Annotated in this window: 23 protein-coding genes and 1 tRNA gene; 12 read left to right on the forward strand and 12 right to left on the reverse strand. The window is 47.5% G+C overall.

What is annotated here, in order from left to right; all coding sequences use genetic code 11:
• Position 1 precedes the first annotated feature (1 nt).
• The 3 genes from QMA35_RS08900 to QMA35_RS08910 are packed head-to-tail and all read left to right on the forward strand — an operon-like array spanning position 2 to position 1,238.
• Positions 2-472: a nitrate reductase cytochrome c-type subunit gene (locus QMA35_RS08900; protein ID WP_281646794.1), complete on the forward strand. Its 471-nt coding sequence runs from the start codon at positions 2-4 to the stop codon at positions 470-472.
• Entirely contained in the window at positions 469-1,098 is a 630-nt protein-coding gene (locus QMA35_RS08905; RefSeq protein ID WP_281646795.1) for a NapC/NirT family cytochrome c, read from the forward strand. The genes QMA35_RS08900 and QMA35_RS08905 overlap by 4 nt, the downstream gene beginning before the upstream one ends.
• Positions 1,095-1,238 (forward strand): TIGR02808 family protein, encoded by a 144-nt coding sequence (locus QMA35_RS08910; protein WP_281646796.1) that lies wholly within the window; start codon positions 1,095-1,097, stop codon positions 1,236-1,238. The genes QMA35_RS08905 and QMA35_RS08910 overlap by 4 nt, the downstream gene beginning before the upstream one ends.
• A 59-nt stretch (positions 1,239-1,297) precedes the next feature.
• Here QMA35_RS08910 and QMA35_RS08915 read toward each other — a convergent pair whose 3' ends face one another.
• Positions 1,298-1,462, reverse strand: a complete 165-nt coding sequence (locus QMA35_RS08915) for a hypothetical protein (RefSeq protein WP_281646797.1) — start codon at positions 1,460-1,462, stop codon at positions 1,298-1,300.
• 264 nt (positions 1,463-1,726) lie between these two features.
• Here QMA35_RS08915 and QMA35_RS08920 point away from each other — a divergent pair, with 264 nt between their 5' ends.
• On the forward strand, positions 1,727-1,939 hold the full coding sequence (locus QMA35_RS08920; protein ID WP_281646798.1) for a hypothetical protein: 213 nt from the start codon (positions 1,727-1,729) through the stop codon (positions 1,937-1,939).
• 58 nt (positions 1,940-1,997) lie between these two features.
• On the opposite strand, the gene QMA35_RS08925 is transcribed toward QMA35_RS08920, so the two are convergent.
• Entirely contained in the window at positions 1,998-3,035 is a 1,038-nt protein-coding gene (locus tag QMA35_RS08925) for a rod shape-determining protein (protein WP_281646799.1), read from the reverse strand.
• A 506-nt stretch (positions 3,036-3,541) separates the two neighbouring features.
• On the opposite strand from QMA35_RS08925, the gene gatC reads away from it, so the two are divergent.
• The 3 genes from gatC to gatB all read left to right on the forward strand — a co-directional run bounded on the left by gatC (position 3,542) and on the right by gatB (position 6,817).
• Positions 3,542-3,829, forward strand: coding sequence for an Asp-tRNA(Asn)/Glu-tRNA(Gln) amidotransferase subunit GatC (gene gatC / locus QMA35_RS08930; RefSeq protein WP_281646800.1), 288 nt, complete (start codon positions 3,542-3,544; stop codon positions 3,827-3,829).
• A gap of 77 nt (positions 3,830-3,906) precedes the next feature.
• On the forward strand, positions 3,907-5,358 hold the full coding sequence (gene gatA / locus QMA35_RS08935; RefSeq protein WP_281646817.1) for an Asp-tRNA(Asn)/Glu-tRNA(Gln) amidotransferase subunit GatA: 1,452 nt from the start codon (positions 3,907-3,909) through the stop codon (positions 5,356-5,358).
• A 13-nt stretch (positions 5,359-5,371) separates the two neighbouring features.
• Positions 5,372-6,817, forward strand: coding sequence for an Asp-tRNA(Asn)/Glu-tRNA(Gln) amidotransferase subunit GatB (gatB, locus tag QMA35_RS08940; protein ID WP_281646801.1), 1,446 nt, complete (start codon positions 5,372-5,374; stop codon positions 6,815-6,817).
• A gap of 74 nt (positions 6,818-6,891) precedes the next feature.
• Here the strand turns inward: gatB and QMA35_RS08945 are convergent, their stop codons facing one another.
• The 4 genes from QMA35_RS08945 to QMA35_RS08960 all read right to left on the reverse strand — a co-directional run bounded on the left by QMA35_RS08945 (position 6,892) and on the right by QMA35_RS08960 (position 11,575).
• The gene (locus tag QMA35_RS08945; protein WP_281646802.1) at positions 6,892-7,806 is read right to left on the reverse strand and encodes an oxidoreductase; all 915 of its coding nucleotides are present in this window, start codon (positions 7,804-7,806) and stop codon (positions 6,892-6,894) included.
• Positions 7,807-7,847: 41 nt separating this feature from the next.
• The gene (locus tag QMA35_RS08950; RefSeq protein ID WP_281646803.1) at positions 7,848-8,912 is read right to left on the reverse strand and encodes an MBL fold metallo-hydrolase; all 1,065 of its coding nucleotides are present in this window, start codon (positions 8,910-8,912) and stop codon (positions 7,848-7,850) included.
• A gap of 96 nt (positions 8,913-9,008) precedes the next feature.
• Positions 9,009-9,572: a TetR/AcrR family transcriptional regulator gene (locus QMA35_RS08955; RefSeq protein ID WP_281646804.1), complete on the reverse strand. Its 564-nt coding sequence runs from the start codon at positions 9,570-9,572 to the stop codon at positions 9,009-9,011.
• A gap of 542 nt (positions 9,573-10,114) precedes the next feature.
• Positions 10,115-11,575 carry a hypothetical protein gene (locus QMA35_RS08960; RefSeq protein ID WP_281646805.1) on the reverse strand — a complete coding sequence of 487 codons (1,461 nt, stop codon included), beginning with the start codon at positions 11,573-11,575 and terminating at the stop codon, positions 10,115-10,117.
• A 601-nt stretch (positions 11,576-12,176) separates the two neighbouring features.
• Here QMA35_RS08960 and QMA35_RS08965 point away from each other — a divergent pair.
• The 3 genes from QMA35_RS08965 to QMA35_RS08975 all read left to right on the forward strand — a co-directional run bounded on the left by QMA35_RS08965 (position 12,177) and on the right by QMA35_RS08975 (position 15,311).
• Positions 12,177-13,931 carry a formate--tetrahydrofolate ligase gene (locus QMA35_RS08965; RefSeq protein WP_281646806.1) on the forward strand — a complete coding sequence of 585 codons (1,755 nt, stop codon included), beginning with the start codon at positions 12,177-12,179 and terminating at the stop codon, positions 13,929-13,931.
• 197 nt (positions 13,932-14,128) lie between these two features.
• On the forward strand, positions 14,129-14,470 hold the full coding sequence (locus tag QMA35_RS08970; protein ID WP_281646807.1) for an STAS domain-containing protein: 342 nt from the start codon (positions 14,129-14,131) through the stop codon (positions 14,468-14,470).
• Positions 14,471-14,495: 25 nt separating this feature from the next.
• Positions 14,496-15,311, forward strand: a complete 816-nt coding sequence (locus QMA35_RS08975) for a hypothetical protein (RefSeq protein WP_281646808.1) — start codon at positions 14,496-14,498, stop codon at positions 15,309-15,311.
• Positions 15,312-15,380: 69 nt separating this feature from the next.
• Here QMA35_RS08975 and QMA35_RS08980 read toward each other — a convergent pair whose 3' ends face one another.
• Complete coding sequence (locus tag QMA35_RS08980) at positions 15,381-16,661, reverse strand: uracil-xanthine permease family protein (protein ID WP_281646809.1); 1,281 nt, start codon at positions 16,659-16,661, stop codon at positions 15,381-15,383.
• A 99-nt stretch (positions 16,662-16,760) separates the two neighbouring features.
• Complete coding sequence (gene upp / locus QMA35_RS08985; protein WP_281646810.1) at positions 16,761-17,387, reverse strand: uracil phosphoribosyltransferase; 627 nt, start codon at positions 17,385-17,387, stop codon at positions 16,761-16,763.
• Between the two features lie 244 nt (positions 17,388-17,631).
• Here upp and QMA35_RS08990 point away from each other — a divergent pair, with 244 nt between their 5' ends.
• Entirely contained in the window at positions 17,632-18,189 is a 558-nt protein-coding gene (locus tag QMA35_RS08990; RefSeq protein WP_281646811.1) for a hypoxanthine-guanine phosphoribosyltransferase, read from the forward strand.
• Between the two features lie 48 nt (positions 18,190-18,237).
• Here the strand turns inward: QMA35_RS08990 and QMA35_RS08995 are convergent, their stop codons facing one another.
• A complete protein-coding gene (locus tag QMA35_RS08995; protein ID WP_281646812.1) occupies positions 18,238-19,962 on the reverse strand; it encodes a hypothetical protein in 1,725 nt (574 codons plus the stop codon).
• 180 nt (positions 19,963-20,142) lie between these two features.
• On the opposite strand from QMA35_RS08995, the gene QMA35_RS09000 reads away from it, so the two are divergent.
• Positions 20,143-20,418, forward strand: coding sequence for a PA4642 family protein (locus QMA35_RS09000; RefSeq protein ID WP_281646813.1), 276 nt, complete (start codon positions 20,143-20,145; stop codon positions 20,416-20,418).
• Between the two features lie 50 nt (positions 20,419-20,468).
• On the opposite strand, the gene QMA35_RS09005 is transcribed toward QMA35_RS09000, so the two are convergent.
• The 3 genes from QMA35_RS09005 to QMA35_RS09015 all read right to left on the reverse strand — a co-directional run bounded on the left by QMA35_RS09005 (position 20,469) and on the right by QMA35_RS09015 (position 24,111).
• Positions 20,469-22,274, reverse strand: coding sequence for a hypothetical protein (locus tag QMA35_RS09005; RefSeq protein ID WP_281646814.1), 1,806 nt, complete (start codon positions 22,272-22,274; stop codon positions 20,469-20,471).
• Positions 22,275-22,398: 124 nt separating this feature from the next.
• Positions 22,399-23,736, reverse strand: a complete 1,338-nt coding sequence (locus QMA35_RS09010; RefSeq protein ID WP_281646815.1) for an FAD-dependent oxidoreductase — start codon at positions 23,734-23,736, stop codon at positions 22,399-22,401.
• A 300-nt stretch (positions 23,737-24,036) separates the two neighbouring features.
• Positions 24,037-24,111, reverse strand: a tRNA-Gln gene (locus QMA35_RS09015).
• Positions 24,112-24,190: the final 79 nt, after the last annotated feature.

Raw genomic sequence — 24,190 nt, forward strand, 5'->3', positions numbered from 1 at the left:
TATGTTCAGCAAACCCATAGCCAGAACAGTTGCAGCCGCTGTGCTTTGCTCATCGGTAGCCATAACGGCAGTTATCGCTACCGACCAATCTTTATCAAGTGGCCCCGAATCACTGCGTGGAGAAACTCCGCTTTTGGATGACAAAACGCCCCCTCGGCTGAAGGATTTCCCCAAAGAAGCCGGGAAATTTTTACCCAACTATATTGGGCAACCACCATTGATTCCCCATGCAATACGGGGCTATGAGATATCAGCCAACAATAATGCCTGTCTTGCCTGCCACAGCCTTGATAATGCCCACAAGTTCAAGGCCACTCCAATTGGTTTTTCTCACTTCCGGGACAGGGACGGAAACCTTTTGTCTGATGTTTCACCCAGTCGCTACAACTGCACCCAGTGTCATGTCCCCCAAAAGAACGCACCTCCTCTGATCAAAAATCTGTTTGATCCTGTTGAGAGCCTGAAACCATGAAGATCAAGCATCTTATTCCAGCATGGTGTCTCCGCTACTGGAATAAATTAACCTATCCAGTAGCACTGGCTCTGTGGGTTGTTCTGGCTTTTGGCTTTATGGCGGGGGTTATTTTCTGGGGTGGTTTTAACACTTTAATGGAGGCCAGTAACACCGAAGCCTTCTGCACAAGTTGTCATGAAATGCGTGATAACGTGTTTCAGGAAATCAAGCCCACCATCCATTACAGTAACCGTTCTGGTGTCCGTGCGACCTGCCCGGATTGCCATGTTCCCCATGAGTGGACTTATAAAATTATCCGTAAGGTACAGGCCAGTAAAGAAGTCTGGGGCAAGATCACAGGCAAAATTGATACCCGGGAGAAGTTTCTCGAGCACCGTCACTCTATGGCTGAACGAGAGTGGGCAAGGATGAAAAGCAATGATTCAAGAGAGTGTCGGAACTGCCATAATTTTGAGTATATGGATTACTCCGTACAGTCTAAACGTGCTGCCTATATGCACAGTACGGCTCTCGCCAATGGTCAGGCAACGTGTATCGATTGCCACAAAGGCATAGCCCACAGACTGCCTGATATGAGTGATGTTGAACCCTGGACACCTCAGGAAAACACGGTGACACAATGAGCTCTTTAGAATGGTTGATCTGGAATATTCTCGGCTATGCCACTATGCCGATGATATTTCTGGCAGGATTTGCAGGTACGGCGCTTGTCGCCTGCATTCTTATGGATCTGTTCAAAATAAAATCCATAAGCGAGGAATAAAGTACTGGCAGGAGGCGGGGACGTTTCGCACTCCTGCCAGTTGGAAACTTTTAGCTGTATCAGTGATACAAGGGAGAATCATCGCTGCAAACAATCTGGTTGATACATTCGTCAATCATTTCAGTGGTGATAGGCAACTCTGAACCATCTTCGGTAATGAGAGCTGCACCAAACATTGGATCGGCGGTGCCGGCAATTTCCTGTAACGTTTTCAGTGATTCCATCGTAATCCCCTTTCTCTATTTACAGCCAGCTTTGTTAAATCGCAGTTTCTGGTCTGTCAGTTCACTGTAATAACTATTACTCCACGGTTGTAGCAGTGTTTTGTAACAGAATGCTGGCTTTTGTGGTTAAGCAAGTCGCCAGCCAAAAGTCAGTATTTACTCACAGCTAGACCCTTATAATTTCTATAAGTTTCTGTAAAAAGACATCCATTACATCTTATGGACAGAGATCTATACTCAGCTATAGATCACAGGGAGTGTGTTATGCCAGTCAGACCACCTTCAAACTCCAGTACACCGACGCCTAGCCCATTGCCTCCTGAAAAGAGTTCTTCTAACTCCTGTAAGGGTCATCTTGTTGCGACAGTCAGCAACCATGATATTTATCTGGAAATGTTGCAGCCAATCATGGGAGACAGGAAACTGGTATTAGATACCCTCAAGGAATTTCTGAATATTCCTCAAAGTGGTAATTGAAAGCGGTGGAAGATAAAACGCTCAGGCCAGCAAAAAGTCACTGGCCTGAGGGGCAAGGTTATTCTGTAGACAGCAGATCCATACGATGACGATCCATCATCTCCAGCGCACGGCCACCACCACGAGCTACACAGGTGAGAGGCTCTTCAGCAACAATAACCGGCAAACCGGTTTCTTCGCTGATCAGAGTATCCAGACCACGCATCAGCGCGCCACCGCCAGTCAGAACCACGCCACGCTCGGCGATATCGGAAGCCAGCTCCGGCGGAGACTGTTCCAGAGCGCTCTTCACTGACTGAACGATGGAGTTCAGGCTGTCTTGCAAAGCTTCCAGAACTTCATTGCTGTTCAGGGTAAAGCTGCGGGGCACACCTTCTGCCAGGTTACGGCCACGAACATCAATCTCGCGAACTTCGCCCATTGGGTAAGCAATGGCGATTTCCTGTTTAATACGCTCAGCGGTCGATTCACCGATCAAGCTGCCATAGTTACGACGAACATAAGTTACAATGGCTTCGTCGAAACGATCACCACCGATACGAACAGATTCAGAGTAAACAACACCGCTCAGGGAGATAATGGCGATCTCTGTCGTACCACCACCCACGTCAACAACCATGGAGCCACTGGCTTCTTCAACTGGCAGGCCAGCACCAATAGCCGCAGCCATAGGCTCTTCAATCAGGTAAACCTCACGAGCACCAGCGCCCAGCACAGATTCCCGGATTGCGCGCCGCTCAACTTTCGTAGACTTGCAGGGTACACAAACCAGAACCCGTGGGCTTGGCTGGATAAAGCTGTTTTCGTGCACCTTGTTAATGAAGTGCTGCAGCATTTTTTCACACACGTCGAAGTCCGCGATCACGCCATCTTTCATGGGGCGAATGGCAGTAATGCTGCCAGGGGTACGCCCCAGCATACGCTTTGCGTCCATACCGACAGCTACCACGCTCTTCTGGGTTCCCAGATTCCGGATAGCAACCACTGAAGGTTCATCCAGTACGATCCCTTTATCACGCACATAGACGAGGGTGTTAGCTGTTCCCAGGTCAATGGATAAGTCTGTTGAGAACAGTCCGCGCAATCTCTTTAACATAGTGTCCTGTGGCCCCTGCGGAGGGCATTCTCAATAAGTGGGTCCTGCTGCGGGTATTTTACGACACCTGCGCCCAGGATGGCTTGTGCAAACAAAAGGTTTGCGCCCATTTTAACTTTGTACAGTAAACAACCACATGCAAATAAGGCTGCCTGCTTCTGTACTGTAACTGCGTAAAGCCTTTCACACAGTCACGCAAATTGTTTTGCCGTGTTCCTGTAAAACTTGCCCAGCAAATAAGCAAAAAGGAAACATATCGTAGATTTTCGGCATAATCTGCCAACTCTAACAATCGTCTGCACCCCCGGCAAGACGCACATCTCCGTCATCTTGACATTCTGTTTGCTGAACCTCTCTTGCATACCCTAGCAAAAGAACCTTGAGATTATGGAGACAACCCCCTAAATTAGGCCGATTCACTAAAAAATTGCAGCGCAAGCTGTGCATAACCCGACACTCATCACAGAAAGAGTGTTAATTGCGTTCATTCCAGCGGAGAACATTTCATGGCGATCGACCGCTCCACCGTAGAGAGCGTCGCTCACCTTGCCCGGCTGTCTATCAGCGAGGATGAGGTCAGACAGACAACCGAACAAATCACGGCCATTATGGGCCTGATTGATGAAATGCAGGCTGTCGACACTAATGGCATTGATCCACTTGCCCATCCCCTTGATGCGGTACAGCGGCTAAGAGCAGACGAAGTTACTGAATCTAATCAGCGCGAAAAGCTGCAGAACAATGCACCAGCCACTGAAGATGGCCTGTTCCTCGTTCCCAAAGTGATTGAGTAACAGCTTTTACCGGCTCTACCCACATCCGTCCTGCCGCCATACTGACTCACAGATTACACACTATGCCAAACACAAGCGTGTACGAAAAAAGCCTTGCAGAGCTTTCCCGGTCGCTGAAAGCCGGTGAAGTGTCCAGTGTTGAACTGACACAAAGTTATCTCGATCGTATCAATACCTTTGATAATGACCTGAATGCCTTTATTACCGTGTGCCCTGATCTGGCACTGGAACAGGCCAAAGCCGCAGACGAGAGAATAGTCGCAGGTCAGGCTACTCCGCTAACCGGTATTCCTCTGGCCCATAAAGATATCTTCTGCACAGAAGGCATTAAAACCAGCTGCGGTTCTAAAATGCTGGATAACTTTATTGCCCCTTACGAGTCCACAGTAACAGCCAACTTTAAAGCGGCTGGTACGGTCAATCTGGGCAAGCTGAACATGGACGAGTTTGCCATGGGCGGCTCTAATGAAAACAGCTTTTATGGCCCGGTTAAAAACCCTTGGAATCGTGACATGATTCCAGGCGGTTCTTCCGGTGGTTCTGCCACAGCTGTTGCCGCTCGCTTAGCCGCTGCCGCTACCGGTACTGATACTGGTGGCTCTATCCGCCAGCCTGCCAGTATGTGTGGCATTACCGGCCTGAAGCCAACTTATGGTCGCGTATCCCGCTGGGGCATGATCGCCTTTGCCTCCAGTCTGGACCAGGCCGGCCCAATGGCGCGCAGCGCTGAAGATGCCGCCATGATGCTGAATATTATGGCTGGCTTTGATCCCAAAGATTCCACCTGCATGGATCGTGCAGTACCGGATTACACCGCAACACTGAACGAGCCACTGAAAGGTCTGCGCATTGGCCTGCCAAAAGAGTACTTTGCCGAAGGTTTGGACAGCCGGGTTGAACAGGTTGTTCGTGACGCTATAGCAGAGTACAAAAAGCTGGGGGCAACAGTTAAGGAAATCAGCCTGCCACAAACTCACCACTGTGTAGCAGCTTACTACGTGATTGCCCCCGCTGAAGCTTCCGCCAACCTGTCTCGCTTTGACGGTGTTCGCTTTGGCCACCGCTGTGAAGATCCAACCGACCTGGAAGATCTCTACAAGCGCAGCCGTGGCGAAGGGTTTGGCAGCGAGGTAAAAAACCGAATCATGGTAGGCGCTTACGCTCTGTCAGCCGGTTACTATGATGCTTACTATGCCAAGGCACAGAAACTGCGTCGCATGATCCGGGATGACTTCCTGAAAGCCTTTGAAGACGTGGATGTTATTATGGGGCCAACGGCTCCTACTCCAGCTTTCCCCATTGGTTCAAAGGCTGATGATCCTGTTGCCATGTACCTGGGTGATATCTTCACCATCTCCACCAACCTTGCAGGCCTGCCTGGCATGAGCGTTCCTGCGGGTATGGTAGATGGCCTCCCCGTGGGTCTACAGATAATTGCTCCTCACTTTGAAGAAGCACGTCTGCTGAATGTCGGTCACCAGTTCCAACTGGTGACCGACTGGCATCAACAAAAGCCTGAAGCGATTTAAGGGGAGTATAACGATGCAATGGGAAGCCGTGATCGGGCTGGAAATTCATGTACAGCTCGCAACCAAAACCAAAATTTTCTCCGGAGCTTCAACAGCCTTTGGCGCTGAAGCCAACACCCAGGCTTGTGCCGTTGATCTTGGCTTACCCGGCACTCTGCCAGTGGTCAACGACGAAGCTATTAATATGGCGCTTAAATTTGGTCTGGGCATTGATGCTGAAATCAATAAGATTAACGTGTTTGAGCGTAAAAACTACTTCTACCCAGACCTGCCAAAAGGCTACCAGACCACACAACTGGAAAAGCCAATTGTTGGCGCAGGCCATGTAGATATCCCTCAAGAAGATGGCACTCTACACCGGGTACGCATCCACCACGCCCATCTGGAAGAAGATGCTGGTAAAAGCCTGCACGAAGACTTTCACGGCATGAGTGGTATCGACCTGAACCGTGCTGGCACGCCGCTGATAGAAATCGTAACGGAACCCGATATGCGCAACGCCAAACAGGCCGTTGCCTTTGCCCGCAAGCTACACGCCATTGTGACCACTCTCGGTATCTGTGATGGGGAAATGGCTCAGGGTTCCATGCGTTTCGACGTAAACGTCTCCGTTCGCCCCATGGGGCAGGAGGAGCTTGGCACCCGTACCGAAACCAAAAACCTGAACTCTTTCAAGTTTATGGAACGGGCTATCAATAAAGAGATTGAGCGCCAGATCGAACTCATAGAAGACGGTGGCACAGTTATTCAGGAAACCCGCCTCTATAACGGTGATACTGATGTGGCTCGTTCCATGCGTAGCAAAGAAGAGGCGAACGACTATCGTTACTTCCCTTGCCCTGATCTTCTGCCCGTTGTGATAGAAGACAGTCGTCTAGAGAAGCTGCGTGCAGACATGCCGGAAATGCCGGAAGCCCGTAAGGCACGCTTTATCAGCGATCTGGGCCTTGGGGATTACGATGCGGAAGTTCTCTCTGGTGAAGTCACAACAGCCAATTACTTTGAAGCGTCAGCGAAAGCTGGTGGTGACGCCAAGCTGGCTGCTAACTGGGTCATGGGTGAATTGGCAAAAACCCTGAACCAGAATGATCTGGAAATCAAAGATTCCCCAGTGTCTGCAGAGGTTCTTGGTGGCTTGATTGCCCGCATTAAGGACAACACTATTTCCGGCAAGATCGCCAAGCAGGTGTTCGAAGCCTTGTGGAAAGGTGAAGGGTCAACCGCTGATGAAATCATAGAAAAGAAAGGTCTGAAACAGGTAACTGACACCGGCGCAATTGAAGCCATTATCGATGAAGTTCTGGCCAATAATCCTGCGCAGGTTGAACAGTACAAAGCTGCTGATGAAGCCAAGCGTGGCAAGATGGTTGGATTCTTTGTTGGCCAAACCATGAAAGCGTCTAAGGGTAAAGCCAACCCTGGCATGGTTAACCAGTTGCTGAAGAAGAAACTGGGATAACTTATGCGCGAAATGTTTGGAAAGTCAGATCCTGCTGACTCTCCAAACATTCCTTCCTTGCAACCCTGACAGGTTCAACCGAAAAACTTCACTTCCGTCAGTTTTTCCGAAACATCCCACATGTTTGCAGCAATACTATGATCTTGTGCTCTCTTGTTGCGTTTCACTTTTACCGGAAAACCGTTCAGCTGGGTAAGACCTTTTGGCCCATAGAAGTCATCATTGTGCACATCTGCATCGCAGGCGGCTCGTAATGTTGGCAACGCTCCTTTCCAAGGCTTCATCGCAAACATTTTATTGAAGTGCCTTGAAGCATTGGTTCGCTGCAACTCAGTCTCTGTCCAACCAGGATGCGCACCTGCAACCAAAGGGGCACCAGGCCGATCTTTCAGGCGACGAACAAGCTCACTCATGAAATAAAGATTGGCCAGTTTGCTATCCCCATAAGAGTTCATCGGATTATAGGAACGTATTTCCCAAGCCAGATCATCAAAATCAATGTTGCCAAAATTATGGGCAATACTGCTCACCACAATTAAGCGGCTGTTTTCGGTTTTAATCAGTAAGTCCATTAGCAGCCCAGACAGAGCAAAATGCCCTAAATGATTGGTGCCCATCTGTAACTCAAAACCATCAGCGGTTTTGCTGTAAGGAGGTGTCATTACCCCTGCATTATTAATGAGAATGTCCAACCGCTGATACAGTGATTTAAACTCTTCTGCGAACATACGCACCGAAGACAGATCCGCCAGATCAAGAAGCAACAGCTTGACCTTTGCCCCAGGGTTTTCGTCTTTAATACGCTTTACTGCTGCCGCCCCTTTCTCTGGATTACGAACAGCGACAATAACCTCAGCATTTTTCTCAGCAATAACACGCGCTGTTTCTAACCCGATACCACTACTGGAACCGGTAACAATAACAACCTTTCCTGATAAATCCTGAATACTGTCGCTGGTCCAGCTGTTCTGGCAAACGGAATGAGTCATGGAAATATCTCCTGAATAATTATTAGAAATAATGATTTTTACTACTGGGCTGAATTTCTCTTCCACCAACTTTCCATTGGCCTATTTAATGTTTGGGAATAAGAAATGGTTTCCCCAATAACAGGCAGCAGGGTCTGAATATTTTCCTGCTGCGCCAGAGCCGTAATTCTTTCCATAGGGTCAAACCAGGCATGATTTGATAGATCGAATGTACCGTTATGAATAGGAACTAACACTTTACCCTGCACATCTTTGAACGCTTGCAAAGTGTCTTCTGGCATCATGTGAATATCACGCCACAGGCGATTGTACGCACCACATTCCATAAATGCGTAATCAAAAGGTCCATAGCGTTCACCAATCTCTTTGAAACCAGCAAAGTAGCCAGTGTCACCACTAAAGTAGAGCGAGTGATCTTTCGTTCTAATAACCCAGGAGCTCCAGAGAGTTTTATCTGAATCCAGTAATCCTCGACCCGAGAAATGCTGTGCGGGAGTGGATACCAACTCGATATCGCCAAACTGTTTTGTCTGCCACCAGTCCAGTTCAATGATTTTACTCTCATCAACACCCCACTCTCGCAACTGGCTCCTAATACCCAGTGGAACGATAAAGTGATTCACAGAATCCTTAAGAATTTGAATACTTCCGTAATCCAGGTGGTCATAGTGATTATGGGAAATAAGCACCCCTTCAATATCCGGCAACTGTTCGATATCAACAGGCACTTCATGAAAACGTTTTGGGCCAGCCCACTGGACTGGAGACGCACGCTTGCTGAACACCGGATCTGTCAGCCAGTTCTTACCTCCCAACTGAATAAGAAGAGTTGAGTGCCCTAACCTGGCAAAACGGGGGCTTTGATTTTCACTCACCTCAAACGCAGAAATGTTTAACGGTTGGATAGCAACACCATCTGCAGGAGTAGTTTCCGGGTGTTTGTTAAAGAGAACCTCCCTTGTGGCTCCCCATAGTTTTCCGAAACTGAATTGGTTGGTAGATACCTGGTTACGAAACTTGCCCGCCTCTTGTGAAAACTGAGGTGACTGTTCAAAGCGGTCGTTTTCTCTGCCAGAGAAGCCCGTAAACTTTGCACATCCAACCATAAAAACTCCTGCAAACAGCCAAATCGATATTTTCTTTTTATTCATAGTTACCAACCCGATGACCGACTAATCAGTCTATAACTTGCTAAAATTTTTTTATTTTTTTGCGATGCTGTTCCAGAAATACTGTAGAAGTGCAGTTCTGAAGTTCTGGTCTTGCCAGCAATCAGGATTATCCAGAACATACCCGGCACTGGTGAACAACTGAGCAGCCAGCTGCCGACTGAGTAGCTCTACAGGCAGTTGATGGAAAACACCTGAGGAAACGCCTTCTCCAAGGATATTGAGTCCGCCACCAAAGGCTTCATCAATACGTTCCCGGGTACTGGAAGTAATAAACGCAGATTCCCCGAACTGGGCAAGAAAGAGGAATTTATCCTGACTCTCCAGGGCCCAGTCAATCATCACTGCGAACATAGACAAAATTTGTTCCTTCAATGAACTCCCTTCTTTCAGGTTGCCCATGAGAAGGTTGCGCATTTCCATCTTAATCTCAAAATAGAGGGCGCTGATCAAGTCCTCCTTGGTTTTGAAATGATGGAAAAGTGTTCCTGTAGCAACCCCGGCAGCTTTGGAAATAGCTGATGTAGGAGTCTTCTCAAAACCATTCTCCATGAATAACTTCAGGGATGCTTCTAGTATCTGATCTCGCTTTGACATAACTGCTCGCCCAAACAAACCGACTAATCAGTCTATCTTTATAGGAAAACAAGATCTCTGCAAGCTGTATCTTCCCCTGAAAGAGTTTTCCCGCAGCCTTTCCTTCACCATCCAAGCTGATTACCAGCGAATCAGTGGGGATCAATAATAATGGTTACCAACAAACCCAAAGCGGATTTACCAGGTGTTCGCTACACCACTCTCGATAACGGATAAAAAGCCTGAATACAGAACGTTGGTGCAAGTTCTATCAAAGTTCTCACCCTGTACAGTGGCTCAGGCTGTACCCATGAGTGTCTTGCAGAAAAGCTGACGCCCCACGAAATCGAAGTTTATCTCTCCAGCCAGTTTGGCTTCCTGCATTCTGATCACCCTGACAATCCCAGCTTGTGAACGATGAATCGCTTTATGGGTGAAATTGATCAGGTTTATGCTGCACTGGGGTTGGAGCAGTGTTATCTGTATAGGCGGCCCTGAGAAGGTTTATGGGCTATTGAGTATTCACTAACTCGAAGTCAAGACGCTTACTTGTAAAGCTTTAATCAGCTTTCTGAAAACAAGTCGTCACTATCTGTTATTACCAGAGTTGGAGGTCTCCTACTGGCTTCTATATTCTTTTTGATCTCAGTCTCAAGAGTGGCAAAGTTTTTCTGGCATGGTTCGATCAGGGCAAATTTTGATGCCAAAGCAACATACCCGGTTGAATCAAATTCCCCAGCGCTGGCTACTGGCAAGGCTGCTCCGGTGGTAGGGGGCAAACCTTTCGTTGCAGTAACAAGTTCTTCAAACCTTGACACACACTCTTCACTCCAGGCTCCAGATTCAAGTAGTAAATTGGCCACATCAACTATTTTCTGACCGCAGGGATTACCTGATTCCCTGTGCGGACATGAGTCAAGGATTATCAAAACCCGCTCGAACCTCCTACTCATTTCTGTAAGATCCTGAAATGCTTTAGCATCAACAACAGCCGGAGTGTGAATAACATTCCCCTTTCCTATTTCCACAACATACCCTGCAAGATCACGTTGCCCTTTAGGACAAAACATCTCTAGTTTATCAACCATGGCTAAGTATTTTTTATAAAGTTCAACACAGACAGGTAAACCATCAGGACGCCCTTTCACGATCGCGGCTACCTTGCCAAGTCGTTCTGCACAATCAGCAAGAGCTATCAATGTTTCCTTTTCTTCTTCTCTTACTAGCGGTTTCACCTTCTTCACAACTGCCGCTGATATCGCTGGTATCCAAAGGGCAAACACAGTCCCCGGGATTTCTGAAACCACATTCGCAGGATCTCCTTTATAGTCCGATCCAAGAATAGAATTCAAAATATACAGCCGAGTGGCCAGTCCACCTTTCATCTCCACCATAAGTCTATGACCGTCGGTTTTGGCATCAGCTTCATCCGGCATATGCCTGCTCTTGGATTTTTTATGGGGAATGCATTTAGCAATAGCCAACTGAAATTGATTAAGCATATTCTGAAGTTCTTGAGTCGTTTGTTCACCTCTTGCACACGACTGACACTCGCACACCAATATCCGGAAAACCTGCGGCAAAAACTCTGTTAAAAAGCCTGTTCCACAGACCGGCCCATCGCTCACCGACTGCATAATTCCGGTGCAGTCTTTTTCAAATACGTATAAGGGGCGATGCATCAAGAACGGCACTTTAATATCGGTTTCAGACGTTTTATCCTTCCCTTGGGCGCTTTTTCCTAACGCAGGCAAATAAACAGCTGATCGGGTTAAGGAATGACCGGTACTCACTGCCCCGCTGCGAAGTCGAGACCTAGGTAACCCTGAAAGCGCGGATGAAACATCCGCCCCCTTAATAGAAAGTCTTTTCCTAATCTCGGTACTTAAAGCTAGATCAAGCCCCGAAACGGTTCGATTCTTAGATGCAACAGCCTTCTGTAACTCCTGAAGCACTGCCTGCTTTTCCTGAGAAAGATCATCTCTGCACAATAAATGTGTTGTTGGTACTTGAAGCCTTTCCATAATCATTCCCACCCTTATCTTTTATCTTTAAAACCCTCTAAAACATTACAGACACCACAGTTTTCAAATTACGCCCCTATTCTCAGTTCTGATAACCACCCTGTCAGACCTACTTGTACACAAGCTTGCCAGCTATTTTCAAACTCTTAGCCTGACCAGGCATATGTTCCATACCCTTTTCCAATGAGTAATAGCCTGCTTGTTCTCTCAACTTTGCACCCAGACGAAGATATTCTTATGTGCAACCATTCTTGATTTCTGCTTTGAAAATCACTGCGTACATCGTTTTCACATTCCTTTTCGATTCAACCGGCAATAACCAGCATACTGATATATCTAGTCAGGTATCACTGGAAAAATCAGACATGGAATAATGAGTCTCAAGACCTGCCAGATTCCGCAAAATCCACAACGAACAGAGATTTACCACTGCAAAATTGCGAATAGGCATGGAAGGCGGTTTTTCCTAATCATTGATTCAAATCAGTTTTTATAACCTCCGACTCAGGCATTCTCCACACATCCAGGGCTAAAACATACAACTGCTCTCATGAGAGACAGCTTATGGCACTCTTGTGAGATTCAACTGGGGGACCGCTAAGTGAAGTCGGATATTGAAATTTCCAGGGACGCGAACCTAATGCGTATTACCGAGCTGGCAGACAAGCTCGGTTTAAAACAAGAACATGTTGAACCTTACGGCCATTTCAAAGCAAAAGTCAGTCTTGATTCTTTCGAAGAACTGAAAGATAAGCCAGATGGTCGCATGGTTCTGGTAACTGCAACCACTCCAACTCCTTTTGGTGAAGGTAAAACCGTTAATACCATTGGTATTACCATGGGCCTGAATACTATTGGCAAGAATGCCATCAGCTGTATTCGCCAGCCCAGCATGGGGCCAGTATTTGGTATTAAAGGTGGTGCAGCCGGTGGCGGTTACGCTCAGGTTGTTCCCATGGAAGACTTTAACCTGCATCTGACCGGTGATATCCACGCCATCTCCAGCGCCCACAACCTGGGTTCTGCCGCACTGGATACCCGTGTATTCCACGAAGAGCGCGAAGGCTACGAAGCTTTTGAAAAGCGTACTGGCATGAAAGCTCTGCGTATCGACCCTGCACGCATCACCTGGCGTCGTGTTGTTGATCACAACGACCGTGCACTCCGTCAAATTACTATAGGTGAGCAGACTCCAGGCACACCAAAGAACATGAACGGTGTTCCTCGCTCCGAAGGCTTTGATATCACCGTTGGTTCTGAACTGATGGCAATTCTCGCCCTGGCTACCAGTTTGCAGGATATGCGCGAGCGCTTTGGTAAAGTGATTATGGCTTACAGCCATGATGGCGAACCTGTTACCGCAGAAGACCTGCAGGTAGCCGGCTCTATGACTGCAATCATGAAAGAAGCTATCAAACCAACCTTGATGCAGAATCTGGAAGGCGGCGCAAGCTTTGTACACGCGGGTCCATTCGCCAACATCGCCCACGGTAACTCTTCCATTGTTTCTGATCAGATCGCTCTGAAACTGGCAGATTATGTTGTGACCGAAGCCGGATTTGGTTCCGATATGGGCTTTGAAAAATACTGCAACATTAAAGCCCGTGCCGGTGGCAAGGCTCCTGATGTTGTGGCTCTGGTTTGCTCACTGCGTGGTCTGAAATCTCACTCCGGTGACTTCAAGGTCGTCGCAGGGCGAGATCTGGATCGCGGCATGATTGATCCAAATCTGCCAGCACTGGAAAAAGGCATCAGCAACCTGCGCTTTCATATCAATAATGTGAAGAAGTACGGCCTGCCTTGCGTTGTCACCATCAACCGTTTCCCTGATGACACTCAGGAAGAACTTGACTGGATGATGATAAAAGCCAAAGAGCTGGGTGCCGAAGGTGTGGCTATCAGTGAAGGCTTTGTTCACGGTGGTGAGGGCTGCATGGCTGTTGCTAACGAGATTGATCGTGTTTGCAACGAGAAAAGGCCTTACTTCAACTATCTGTACAATGTTGAAGACAACATATCTACCAAGCTGAATGACTTGGTAACCAAAGGCTACGGCGGCAGCAAAGCCGTTATCAGTGATGAAGCTAAAGCGCAAATCGCCCTGCTGGAAGAGAAAGGCTATGGAAACCTGCCTGTGTGCATGGCAAAGACCCAACTGTCTGTTTCTCACGACCCCAGCCTGAAAGGCGAACCTACTGGCTTTGAAGTGCCTATCCGTGAAGTACGACTTTCGGCGGGTGCCGGCTTTGTTTATGCCCTGTGTGGCACAATCATGACAATGCCTGGTCTGGGTTCTCTGCCAGGGTATATGAAGATTGATATTGATAGGAATGGCGATATTGTGAACCTGAGCTAATCAGGTAATACCGCCAACCACCCAATGAAGGAGCCTCATGGCTCCTTCATTTTTATCTCCTGCAGCAAACACGTCCCCCTTAATACCAAAGTCTTACTCCCTCCGTTTTACAGCCTTTTGTCTAACAGACCGCCGGGAACTAAATCGATACCTTGAGCTCGTGACTGGAAACAGATGTATCGGAACAGGAGGTTCCCATGGCATTAGAATTAACACTCGAAGAATATCAGGAGCTGGCAATCATTGCTCTGGATGGAAACATTCGAGCCACTAATGCTGACCGCCTGCAGAATACCATCGACACTCTGGTAGAAGATGGGCACTCCCGCATTATTCTCGACTGCAGGGGACTTATCTCAATGAACAGCGATGGCTTGGCCATACTATCTGATTTGGTCAGATATATGAGAGGCAGAGGAAGACTGGTTCTCTGTCATGTAAGCCAGCCAATTCTGGACCTGTTGCATATCAGCGGCCTGGACTCATTCATCGAAACTACATCCGGCAAGAATGAAGCAATCCGCCGGATACTTCACTAACTAACAGAGAATAAGGAGGCAGACAATGATGACCAAAACTGAAACTTACTCGCGTCAAAAGCCCACCGGCTCTGCACTTGGTGAAGATCATCGGAGGGTGCCTCGTTCACGTTCCAGAAACCGTAAACGCAAAAGTAAAACCAGACGATTTCACTCGCCTGAAAGCAGGATGAAAAGATCAAATGCTTCTGGCTATCAGTCCTATAGCAACTCGAGCGGTTATGACTCCATCGGGTACAGCAGCGATGAGGCTCACATTCATGAGCGTAAAACATCCCGCAGAAGAGGACACTCCAAGCCTGTTTATCACCAAAATGGTCGCCCCTATGAGTTGGTAAAACCACAGCTGGAATCGGGTCGCAGTACAAAAAAGGGTATGCACGCAGCCAACAAGTGGTTTTCCAACGCTCGATTTGAAAACCATAAAACGGCGGTATCTAAAGTCGATTACCCTGAAGCGCATATCGAAAATGGCAGAGATACCAGCTTAACACCAGCACCTGAATCCAAAGGGCGCTGGAGTAATGTTATGAAAACTTGGGGCGAAGCCAAAATCCTTGGTTACTATGTCGCCAGTGTCAGCATTTATGCGGGCGCAACAGCTGTACTAGCCAGTTGTGCACTGGCAACCTTTGGCTCGATTCTTCCGTTTGCCATACCATCTCTGGCCATCGCGACGATCATTGGCGGCGGCATGCTGGCTGGAGGTTTTATAGGTTTGGGGGCAGCCAAGAACGGCGAATCCCTGTTGCCAGCCAGGTGGCACTGGTCAGACATACTGAGCATGACCAATTATTGGAGACGCCTGCAATTACCAACATCGGTGGCTATGGGTGTCTAACCTTCTACCTCAGGCGGAACTTCCAGACGATAGTTCTAATTGGCAACGGCTCCCTTCAGGCATGGCGCGTCAAGGGTAATGATTTTTGTCCTGATGACAGTCTTCCGGCAAGACAAAATTCAACAGTGCCGCTGTGATAGCGGCAAGGCTGACTCCTTGCAGGGCAAACATATCCGTTCCCAGCTTTAGCTCTCCCAGCCCAAAAACCAGTGCCAGCGCAACAATCACAAGATTACGGGGAGCCGCAATATTCACCCGTGCTTTAACAATGGTATTGAGGCCAACAGCGGCAATAGAGCCAAAGAGAAGAACCATAATCCCTCCCATCACCGGCCCGGGAATAGAACCAAGTACAGCTCCCAGCTTACCCAGAAAAGCCAGTGCAATGGCAAAGCCGGCGGCCCATGTCATTGCCTGCGGGTTCACTATCTTGGTTAACATAATAGCGCCCGTAACTTCCGAATAAGTGGTATTGGGAGGCCCACCAACAAGTGCGGCAAAAGACGTTGCCAGCCCGTCCCCCATAAGAGTTCTGTGCAAACCAGGTTTTTCTACATAATCCTTACCCACAACCGAGCTTATCGCCAGAATATCTCCGAGATGTTCAATAGCCGGGGCCACAGCCACCGGCACCATAAACAGAATGGCATTGAAGTTCCATTCTGGTGCCACAAATGAGGGAGCAGAAAACCACGCCGCCGTGGTAACACCGGAAAAGTCGGTGATATCCAGAAAGGCTGCCATGCACAAACCGCATATAACGCCGCCAAGTACTGTTACCAGCCGAAACCAGCCATTGCCAAAAACAGCAAATAGCATGGTTGTTCCCAAGGAAACCGCAGCAACTATTATCGCCTTTGTTGGCTCATAAATCTGTACAGCACCATCCCCGGTCTTGCCCATAGCCATATTTACGGCAACATGAGCAAGACTTAAGCCAATCACCATAATGACAGGGCCAACAACAACCGGCGGAAAAAAGCGATACAGAAAACCGCTTCCTCTCAACTTGACCATGAGACTAAGAAACAGATAAAACATACCGGCAACAGCAACAGCCCCAAGAGTCGCAGGCATACCCCAGATCTCTACGCTGTAAAGAATAGGAGCGATAAAAGCAAAGGATGAACCAAGGAAGATAGGAATCTGCCAACGGGTGACAACCTGAAAAATCAGCGTACCAACACCTGCCGTGAACATAGCCACATTAGGATCTATGCCGGTAAGAATAGGAACCAGTACCAGGGCACCAAAGGCAACAAAAAGCATCTGCCCACCGGCAATTGCAATTTTCAGGCGACTTTTTTTGTAGGGATTATGTTGGTAGGGACTGTCCGTTTCTGATGCCATCGGAAGAAATCCGTATTCAGGGCTCATAGCCCGGGGGCACACAGTCTAGCAACAGAATCAGGAGATGCCGGTTACAGAGCTGTAACCGGCAAAAAAGGTTTACTTGGTGCCAAAAATCTTGTCACCGGCATCGCCAAGACCAGGCAGTATGTAACCGTCCTCGTTCAAACAATCATCAACTGAAGCGGTGAAGATTTCTACATCAGGGTGGGCTTCCTGAACCTTCTTGATACCTTCTGGTGCAGCAACAAGAACCAGTACGCGGATATTCTGGCAGCCTGCTTTTTTCAACATATCGATAGAAGCAACCATAGTACCGCCAGTAGCCAGCATTGGATCTACCACCAGAGCCATACGCTCGTCGATTTGCTTACACAGTTTTTCAAAATAAGGCACAGGCTCCAGGGTTTCTTCATCCCGGTACAGGCCAACGACACTGATACGAGCACTTGGGATTAGCTCTACCACACCATCAAGCATACCCAGACCGGCACGCAGGATGGGAACAACTGTAATTTTTTTACCTTTCAGGCGCTGAACAGTAATGTCACCATTCCAGCCCTCAATCACAGTATCTTCAAGCCCCAGATCTTTGGTGGCTTCATAAGTCAGCAGGGTTCCGACTTCACTGGCCAGAGTACGAAACCCTTTAGTGCTGATATCTTTTTCACGCATCAAACCCAGTTTGTGCTGAATGAGAGGGTGAGTAATTTCGCGAACGCTCATCGAATGCCTCAGTATTAATATGCCGTAAATTATGTAGGCAATGACCAGCCCGGTATTCTAATCCTCATCACTCTGTTACTCCAACATCATCCGACACAATTGCCTGTTCATCACACCAAAACTTCGGAAAAACCACAAAATCTATGACATTGATTCATAAGGGTATCCCCTGTATGTTTTCGCACCTGATGTATCAGACTTCTTGCTGACACAAACATAATCCTGTTGAGGAGAGGCTCTCCACATGTCCACTGATCTGGACCATATCCAGAAAGTTTTTGATGAAGCTGACTGTCTTTATACTCAAGAACAAGTAGAAGATGCCATCCGTCGTATGGCTGAAAAGATCACAGAGAAGCTGGCTGATAAAAACCCTCTCATTTTTGCCGTTATGAATGGTGGCCTGGTGTTCTGCGGCAAGCTGCTGACTCACCTGAAGTTCCCTCTGGAATCTTCTTACATGCACGCCACCCGCTATCGCAATACCACCAGCGGTGGTGAACTGGACTGGAAAGTTCCCCCTCTGCAGGAGCTGGCTGGCCGTACCGTTCTGGTGATAGACGACATTCTTGATGAGGGCCATACATTGGCGGCCATTATTGAGCATTGCGAACAGGCTGGTGCTAAAGAAGTTCTCTCCGGTGTACTGGTAGACAAAATCCACGACCGCAAAGCCCGCCCCGGGCAAAAGAGTGATTTCACGGGTCTGGAATGTAAGGATCGCTATATCTTTGGTTACGGAATGGATTACCAGGGTTACTGGCGTAATGCTCCTGGTATCTACGCCCTGAAAGGCCACTGATAACAGTTTGATGTACGGTGCAGAACAAAAGGTCTGCACCGTATCTGATTATTTGAGCTTTTTGATTTCTTTCTGTGAAGCCTGATAATCACGCTGTAACCGCTTAATCTGGCGCGTATTTTCTTTCAATTGCTCTTCAGCATCTTTTAACTGCTGTTCCAAATTTTGGATTTGGCTATCCGGTGCAGAAAACGTACCCTTTAAATCCACTTTCTCCTGATCCACCGTTTCAGTCAGCTCACTGATTTGCCCTAATATTTCTTGATGAGCTTCCTCAAAGGCCAGTTGCTTTTCTGTTATTGCTGCGCTCAATCTACCAACCTCACTCTTCGCTACACCTCTGCGGCTTTCGGTAGAAGCTTGCTGATAAGTGGTAAGATTACGATCAAGACGACTATCAAACTTGGCAAGTTCTTTCTTTACTTTCGTAAGCTGACTTTTCAACTCTTTAAGTTCACCTTCAAGGGCTTTCTCATTCTTTTTTACACTCTTTTCCTGTGCTTTTAGAAGCTGTGTATCGGCTGTGAGGTTTGTTGTCAAAGTATCTTTCTGAGTTTTAATACTTTCTTTCTCCCTCTGCATCTCCTTATTAATATCGCCTTTTAGCTGGCCTACAAGATTACGAATGTCCTCACGTTCTCTTTTTAACTTCCCTGCCGCTTTCTGGTAAGAGGTTTTCTCAGCGTCTAAAGCTGTTTTCTTTTCTTTGGAAATCGCTTGCTTATCTTCCGCATCCACTTTCTTGTTTTCTTTTTTCAAATCGTTGACAAGCTGTTTAAAACCCTCTTTATTTCTGCGAATCTCTGCCCGGTGCTTATTTGCAAAACCAACGGCGTCTTTTACGCTCTGAGCTCGCTCCACACCAGAACCTGAAATCTGAACAACCTCTCCACCAGGGAAACGCACGGTAAAATCCTTTCTGCTGCGATTAAGGACTGCAGGATCATCCAATAACTTGTTCAATAGCTGGGTATTATCTCTCGCACCTTTTGCCTGCTGGAGAGTATCGCTTCTTTCAGTGCTTTGCGTTTTTATGGCTTCCAGTTTCTGACCTGCCGTACCGACAGCCTGTTTAACCGATGCGGACGGCGATGGTGGAGTCTGTTTTGCTGAACGGCTAAGCAGTTTTTTTGCATTGGCAAGAGTAAGACCTTTGGGGCGAGAGGGAATAAGCTTCCTGGCTTTCCCGGGAAAAGAAACAGCCCGGCTTTTAATGCCTGTTCCCACATAAACAGCTCCAGCTTTCAGAGCTCCCCTTGGGTTCTCCTTTAAAGCCTGAAGGCCCGCCCCTGTGACTTTCTTAGCTGCAGAACCTGCCCCTTTTGCCGCTTGATATTTGCTACTGGCATATTGCCCGGTACTTTTCACAGCACTTTTTGTGGACTGCATAGGATGCTGAGCAAAGTGAGCCGTACCTTTAGCCAGGGCCTTACCAGCATCACGCCCAGAGCGAAGTTTGTTTACCGCTCCATCCTTCAAGGAAATGCCTGCTGATTTGGCTTTACCACCTAACCACGATGTAGCCTGCTTCATTCGGCCAGGCTTTTTATCTGTTACATCTTCTATGGAACGCTGGGATAACTCGGTATCGCTGGCAGTGCTTTCTGTATCAACATCCTGTTGTTCATTAAGAGAAACAGTCACACCGGAATGAGATACCGAACGACTCCCACTGGAAAAAGAGGTCCTGACCGACTCTCCCTGTCCGGTTTTTTCTGGAGTCCCAAGATCCTGACGAGACTCAACACCACTCGAGCGCCCAAGTGAATCCATGAATACAAGCAGCCATTAAAGTTCTATCCATCTTGTATCGGCAGCTTCTGATGATGAGTGTGGGGCTTACACTTTCTTGAATGCCTTTGCCTTACCGCAGCCTCTGGATACAATGAGCGCCAGAAAAATGCCGCATCTCGAATAATAATTGCTGAAAAGTTCTATCTGGAGTGCAGACGTATGAAAAAAGATAAGCAAAAAGTTATCGGTGAAGAGTTGTCTGATGACCGCATCAGGAAGCTGCTCAACCTTGAAGGCGAAGAAGGGATTAACAGAGATTATTTCATCCTTATGCGCGCATACAGAGCTCTTCGCAGTCATGACTTTGCCCGCTTTATCACTTTCTTTAAAGAAGCAGGGTTCGATACAAATGCCAAAGGACCAGATGGTTTAAGCCTTCAGGAAGAAATGAAGGGGCATACTCAGGCTGAACGTTATTTGCAGGTGATGACATAACTCCCTTGTTCAATAAGGAGCGCCATAATCGGCGCTCCTTATTGAACAACTCAGCGCCATTGGACACGGTAAATATCAGCGAACCCTGTCAGGATATTCGGCCTATAGAAAAAATCTCCTGTATCCGTTCTGGCCAGCCAAAGCACCAGTGGTACATATTCGACGCTACCATCTTTGCTAGAATAATAATAGTCATCTACAGCCCCATATTCTCTTAGGGCTGCCAGTTTTCCAGTCTCCAATTTTCTTAAAGCCATAAAGTGCAGTGCGTCAGGATTCAGCAAAGGAAATAATCCTTCCCGATTTCCCGGTAGAAACATATTTTGAATCGTGAAATTTTCCTGAAAAGTTTTAGATAAACGACCTTGGCCATTGTGTTTTAAATACAAATCATCTCCCAGAGAGTCGGGGACAACAAAATTCATGGCAACGGCCCCTGTAAAATCTGATTCAACATCCTCACTACCCACGCCACGACGGACCTTTGTATTATTTCCAGGCAAATATCTAATCTCCCGTCCTTGAACGGATTGAGGCCCCAAGAGTGAGAAGTCCAGAGTCGAATTTGAGAGCCTATCCTCTTCATACAGAACAGGAACAGCCTCTACCGATTCAAGACTGGTAAACAGCTCCATACGCATAGTGGACAGCTGCTCCCCTGATCCTTCTGGAGTCACTTTGGCATAAGCAAAAGTCGTCTTCTCTTCTGATTCCTCAATAACCCCGAGAAAAGTGACAAAATAACTTCCATCAGGCGAGGCTAAGTATTCCGCCTCCCATAAAGACTGATCTTTATCATCGACCAACACCCGTTTAAAACTCGTCGAAGAGGTGAGCAGCGGGTCAAGAAAGTAGTGTAAACCCACCCAACTTAGCAGATACCTGAGCCCCCCATACATAAAGATTGGCGTTTTGACTCTAAAAAGTTTCAGGTCAATAGCCACAGTTTTTGCAGGCGCTATCTGCTCTAGAATTTTTTCCCCGAGTTTTGCTGATTCCTCCCCTGTCGGGTCAGAGGGAGCAACTAATGGTTTAGCCGGGGCTTCTGATCGAGATTCCTGTTCACTGACCTGCAGTGATTCTGTTGGGTTTGATAGAGCCTCTGACTGACTGACTGACTGTGACTCAAGCTGAACACTTGATTCACCTGTTTCTTCAGCTTCTACACTGGCTGCAGCAGACTCCTTAGAGAGCAGATCGGCAACATCAATAACAAGATTGAACGCCTCAGTTTTAGCATCCGTCAGTTTAATAAGAAACACACCGTTAGCACCCTCAGCCTGTTCTGTGTCATCGTTCCCGTACATACCCCGAATCCTGCCAGCCAGAACGTCCCGTGCAGCTCTTTTCCTTAAGTCGATAAGCTCTACATCTGACCAGGAATTCTTTGTTTTTTTGCCCTTCTCCACCGCGGCAAGAATCGCTTTTTCCTCATCAGGGTTCAGCTGCAAAGAGTCGTGGGGGGCTAGATCTAAAGACGGTGGCTCTACAGGCATTTCAACAGAAGGAGTGGCTCGTGGTCCCGCCTGAGCAGATAGTTCTTGCGATATTAGTCTAACAGTTGAGCCAGACACAGTCGGCACAGCCGACTCAAAAACGCTCTCAGTTTTCTTTCTTATTGTTTTTTTTACACGCTTCTTTTCTTTTGGGGGCGCATCCTCACTGACAGTCGGCAAATGAGAGCTACCCGAGTCATCGTTATCCGAAGATCCAGAGGCTTCTGCCACAAACGACATGCTGTTTGCAAGATTAGAAGGTTTGACCGGAAGGCCAGCAGCCTCTTCACTGGCCTGAGCTCTGCACATGAACAGCAGCAATAAGGCGGATGTTGTGCCAATCAGGTTAATCTTTCGCATGCTTCCTCCTACCTGTGAGGAAAATTACATGCAGAAAGGTATAGCCCCAAAAAAAACGACTATGGTCGCATAGTCGTTTTTTTTGTTTTACAAAATCTGGATTCCCGAGATGGAAAACAAGATATCAGCTATCGAGAAGCTCCCGGTTAAAGGCTTCTTCATCAAAGCCACAGCCAAGGAATTTCGCGATTTCACGAAGATCATTCTCACCGTTACCCAAACAACTGGTACCACCGGGAGAAGGAGTCATGTTAAAGATAATTCCTGTACCAGGGTTAATGCGAGCCTCACCCAGCATCAGCTCTTTATTGTCTTTATCAATCAACTGAGGGCGAATACCACCAAACTTCTTGGCAAAGGTCACATCGCTCAGCTTCAGGCCTGGAACAATCTTACGAGCGTCTTTCAGGAACAAACGACGGCGTACCCACGGAATTTCAAACAGGAAATTCTTAAAGATATAGTTCCGGATATCAGAAACCTTGAACAGATCCCAGAACACTTTAAAAACAGAGCCATCCAGTTTGAGAACCTTAAAGAACTCAGGAATAGTTTTGCTGTTATAGCGCTCAAGCATAGGCAGCAGAAGAGCGGTTGGCCCAAAGCGGGTTTTTCCAGGTACCCGCACATCCGGGTCACCATGGATGGCAGCAAAAGGAAGCTTGTCATTCTGGACGGTATATACCTTGCCGTTCAGAACCTGCGGAGTGAAGTAGAAGCTGCCTGCTACAGGCAGACAGGAGAAGTTCAGTCCATAACCCATCTGCTGGGCGAGCAGCAAACTGTGACCACCAGCGCAAACCACAACAAAGCGCGCCTGATACTCGCCTTTATTGGTCTGAACCTTAAAAATTTCACCTTCTTTCTCAATGCTGTGGACACCGGTCTCCAGCATCAAATCAATATCTTTATCAGTTTTCTGAGCCTGTTTGACAAAAGACTCGGAGATCGCTTTGTAATCAACAGCGGTGTAATCATCGGTAATAGCAAGAGCAATAATTTCTTCTTTTCGTGGGCCTGACTCGGTATGAATAACCTGTGGCTCAACCTCAGCTACCTGCTCTTTTTCCAGCAGGGTCATGCCTGGATAGTGTCCTTTGAATACATCGAAACGCTTTCTGAGGAAATCACACTCATCATGTCCCACACCCAAAACCATTTTGGGGTATTTGAAAATGATTTGATCCCGCTCGTCATCAGGAAGTGACTTGGCATAATTGACCAACATACCGGCGGTACGCTTTACTTTCAGTGCCTTCTCAAGGGTATAGTTGGTTTCTATATCGCCACAATGAATAGTCTGACTGTTGTTACTGCTTTTAGAATTGACTGTGGCAAAGTCATTGTACTTTTCGATCAGGCCTATACGATCCAGATCCGTATACCGAGCCAGCTCATACAGCAGCGCCGTTCCGGATACGCCCCCTCCCACAATCAGTACGTCATAGGTCTTTGCCGTCATTATTTCTGCTCTCTGCTTGCTGACCTCAGCCCGGCTGACCTGCATGTGCTTTTGGCACGGTGGCAAATCACGGCTATTTTCCTGCCCAAACGCAATCCCTGCTGGTTTGTTATTGGCCGTCCCTTTACCACACGCGGCGCATTATATAGGAAGTTGCGCGACTTTCACCTACCAAGATACGTAAAAATATCTTTACGAAATCTTGTATCGGAAAAAAACAGGAAAAAAAAAGCCATAAACGACAAAATCCGCCAACCAGGGTAGTTGCGGAGAAAGGATAAAACATTTGAATAAGAAAAATGGCTGGGGTGGCAGGATTCGAACCTGCGCATGACGGGATCAAAACCCGTTGCCTTACCGCTTGGCGACACCCCAAACATTGAGAAGCTTAATAACAATATGGTAGCTAGGGGCAGATTCGAACTGCCGACCCCAGCATTATGAGTGCTGTGCT

It is taken from the genome of Parendozoicomonas sp. Alg238-R29, assembly GCF_947331445.1.
GTDB lineage: Bacteria > Pseudomonadota > Gammaproteobacteria > Pseudomonadales > Endozoicomonadaceae > Sansalvadorimonas.

What these genes read in the sequence shown, in the direction of transcription:
- QMA35_RS08915 (WP_281646797.1), bottom strand. Translation starts at nt 1,462, where the DNA reads ATGGAATCACTGAAAACGTTACAGGAAATTGCCGGCACCGCCGATCCA.
- QMA35_RS08990 (WP_281646811.1), top strand. Translation starts at nt 17,632, where the DNA reads ATGTCCACTGATCTGGACCATATCCAGAAAGTTTTTGATGAAGCTGAC.
- QMA35_RS08960 (WP_281646805.1), bottom strand. Translation starts at nt 11,575, where the DNA reads ATGGAAAGGCTTCAAGTACCAACAACACATTTATTGTGCAGAGATGAT.
- QMA35_RS09010 (WP_281646815.1), bottom strand. Translation starts at nt 23,736, where the DNA reads ATGACGGCAAAGACCTATGACGTACTGATTGTGGGAGGGGGCGTATCC.
- QMA35_RS08910 (WP_281646796.1), top strand. Translation starts at nt 1,095, where the DNA reads ATGAGCTCTTTAGAATGGTTGATCTGGAATATTCTCGGCTATGCCACT.
- QMA35_RS08995 (WP_281646812.1), bottom strand. Translation starts at nt 19,962, where the DNA reads ATGGATTCACTTGGGCGCTCGAGTGGTGTTGAGTCTCGTCAGGATCTT.
- gatC (WP_281646800.1), top strand. Translation starts at nt 3,542, where the DNA reads ATGGCGATCGACCGCTCCACCGTAGAGAGCGTCGCTCACCTTGCCCGG.
- QMA35_RS08925 (WP_281646799.1), bottom strand. Translation starts at nt 3,035, where the DNA reads ATGTTAAAGAGATTGCGCGGACTGTTCTCAACAGACTTATCCATTGAC.
- QMA35_RS08970 (WP_281646807.1), top strand. Translation starts at nt 14,129, where the DNA reads ATGGCATTAGAATTAACACTCGAAGAATATCAGGAGCTGGCAATCATT.
- QMA35_RS08920 (WP_281646798.1), top strand. Translation starts at nt 1,727, where the DNA reads ATGCCAGTCAGACCACCTTCAAACTCCAGTACACCGACGCCTAGCCCA.
- QMA35_RS08980 (WP_281646809.1), bottom strand. Translation starts at nt 16,661, where the DNA reads ATGGCATCAGAAACGGACAGTCCCTACCAACATAATCCCTACAAAAAA.
- gatB (WP_281646801.1), top strand. Translation starts at nt 5,372, where the DNA reads ATGCAATGGGAAGCCGTGATCGGGCTGGAAATTCATGTACAGCTCGCA.
- QMA35_RS08950 (WP_281646803.1), bottom strand. Translation starts at nt 8,912, where the DNA reads ATGGTTGGATGTGCAAAGTTTACGGGCTTCTCTGGCAGAGAAAACGAC.
- upp (WP_281646810.1), bottom strand. Translation starts at nt 17,387, where the DNA reads ATGAGCGTTCGCGAAATTACTCACCCTCTCATTCAGCACAAACTGGGT.
- QMA35_RS08945 (WP_281646802.1), bottom strand. Translation starts at nt 7,806, where the DNA reads ATGACTCATTCCGTTTGCCAGAACAGCTGGACCAGCGACAGTATTCAG.
- QMA35_RS08900 (WP_281646794.1), top strand. Translation starts at nt 2, where the DNA reads ATGTTCAGCAAACCCATAGCCAGAACAGTTGCAGCCGCTGTGCTTTGC.
- QMA35_RS09000 (WP_281646813.1), top strand. Translation starts at nt 20,143, where the DNA reads ATGAAAAAAGATAAGCAAAAAGTTATCGGTGAAGAGTTGTCTGATGAC.
- QMA35_RS08975 (WP_281646808.1), top strand. Translation starts at nt 14,496, where the DNA reads ATGATGACCAAAACTGAAACTTACTCGCGTCAAAAGCCCACCGGCTCT.
- QMA35_RS09005 (WP_281646814.1), bottom strand. Translation starts at nt 22,274, where the DNA reads ATGCGAAAGATTAACCTGATTGGCACAACATCCGCCTTATTGCTGCTG.
- QMA35_RS08955 (WP_281646804.1), bottom strand. Translation starts at nt 9,572, where the DNA reads ATGTCAAAGCGAGATCAGATACTAGAAGCATCCCTGAAGTTATTCATG.
- QMA35_RS08905 (WP_281646795.1), top strand. Translation starts at nt 469, where the DNA reads ATGAAGATCAAGCATCTTATTCCAGCATGGTGTCTCCGCTACTGGAAT.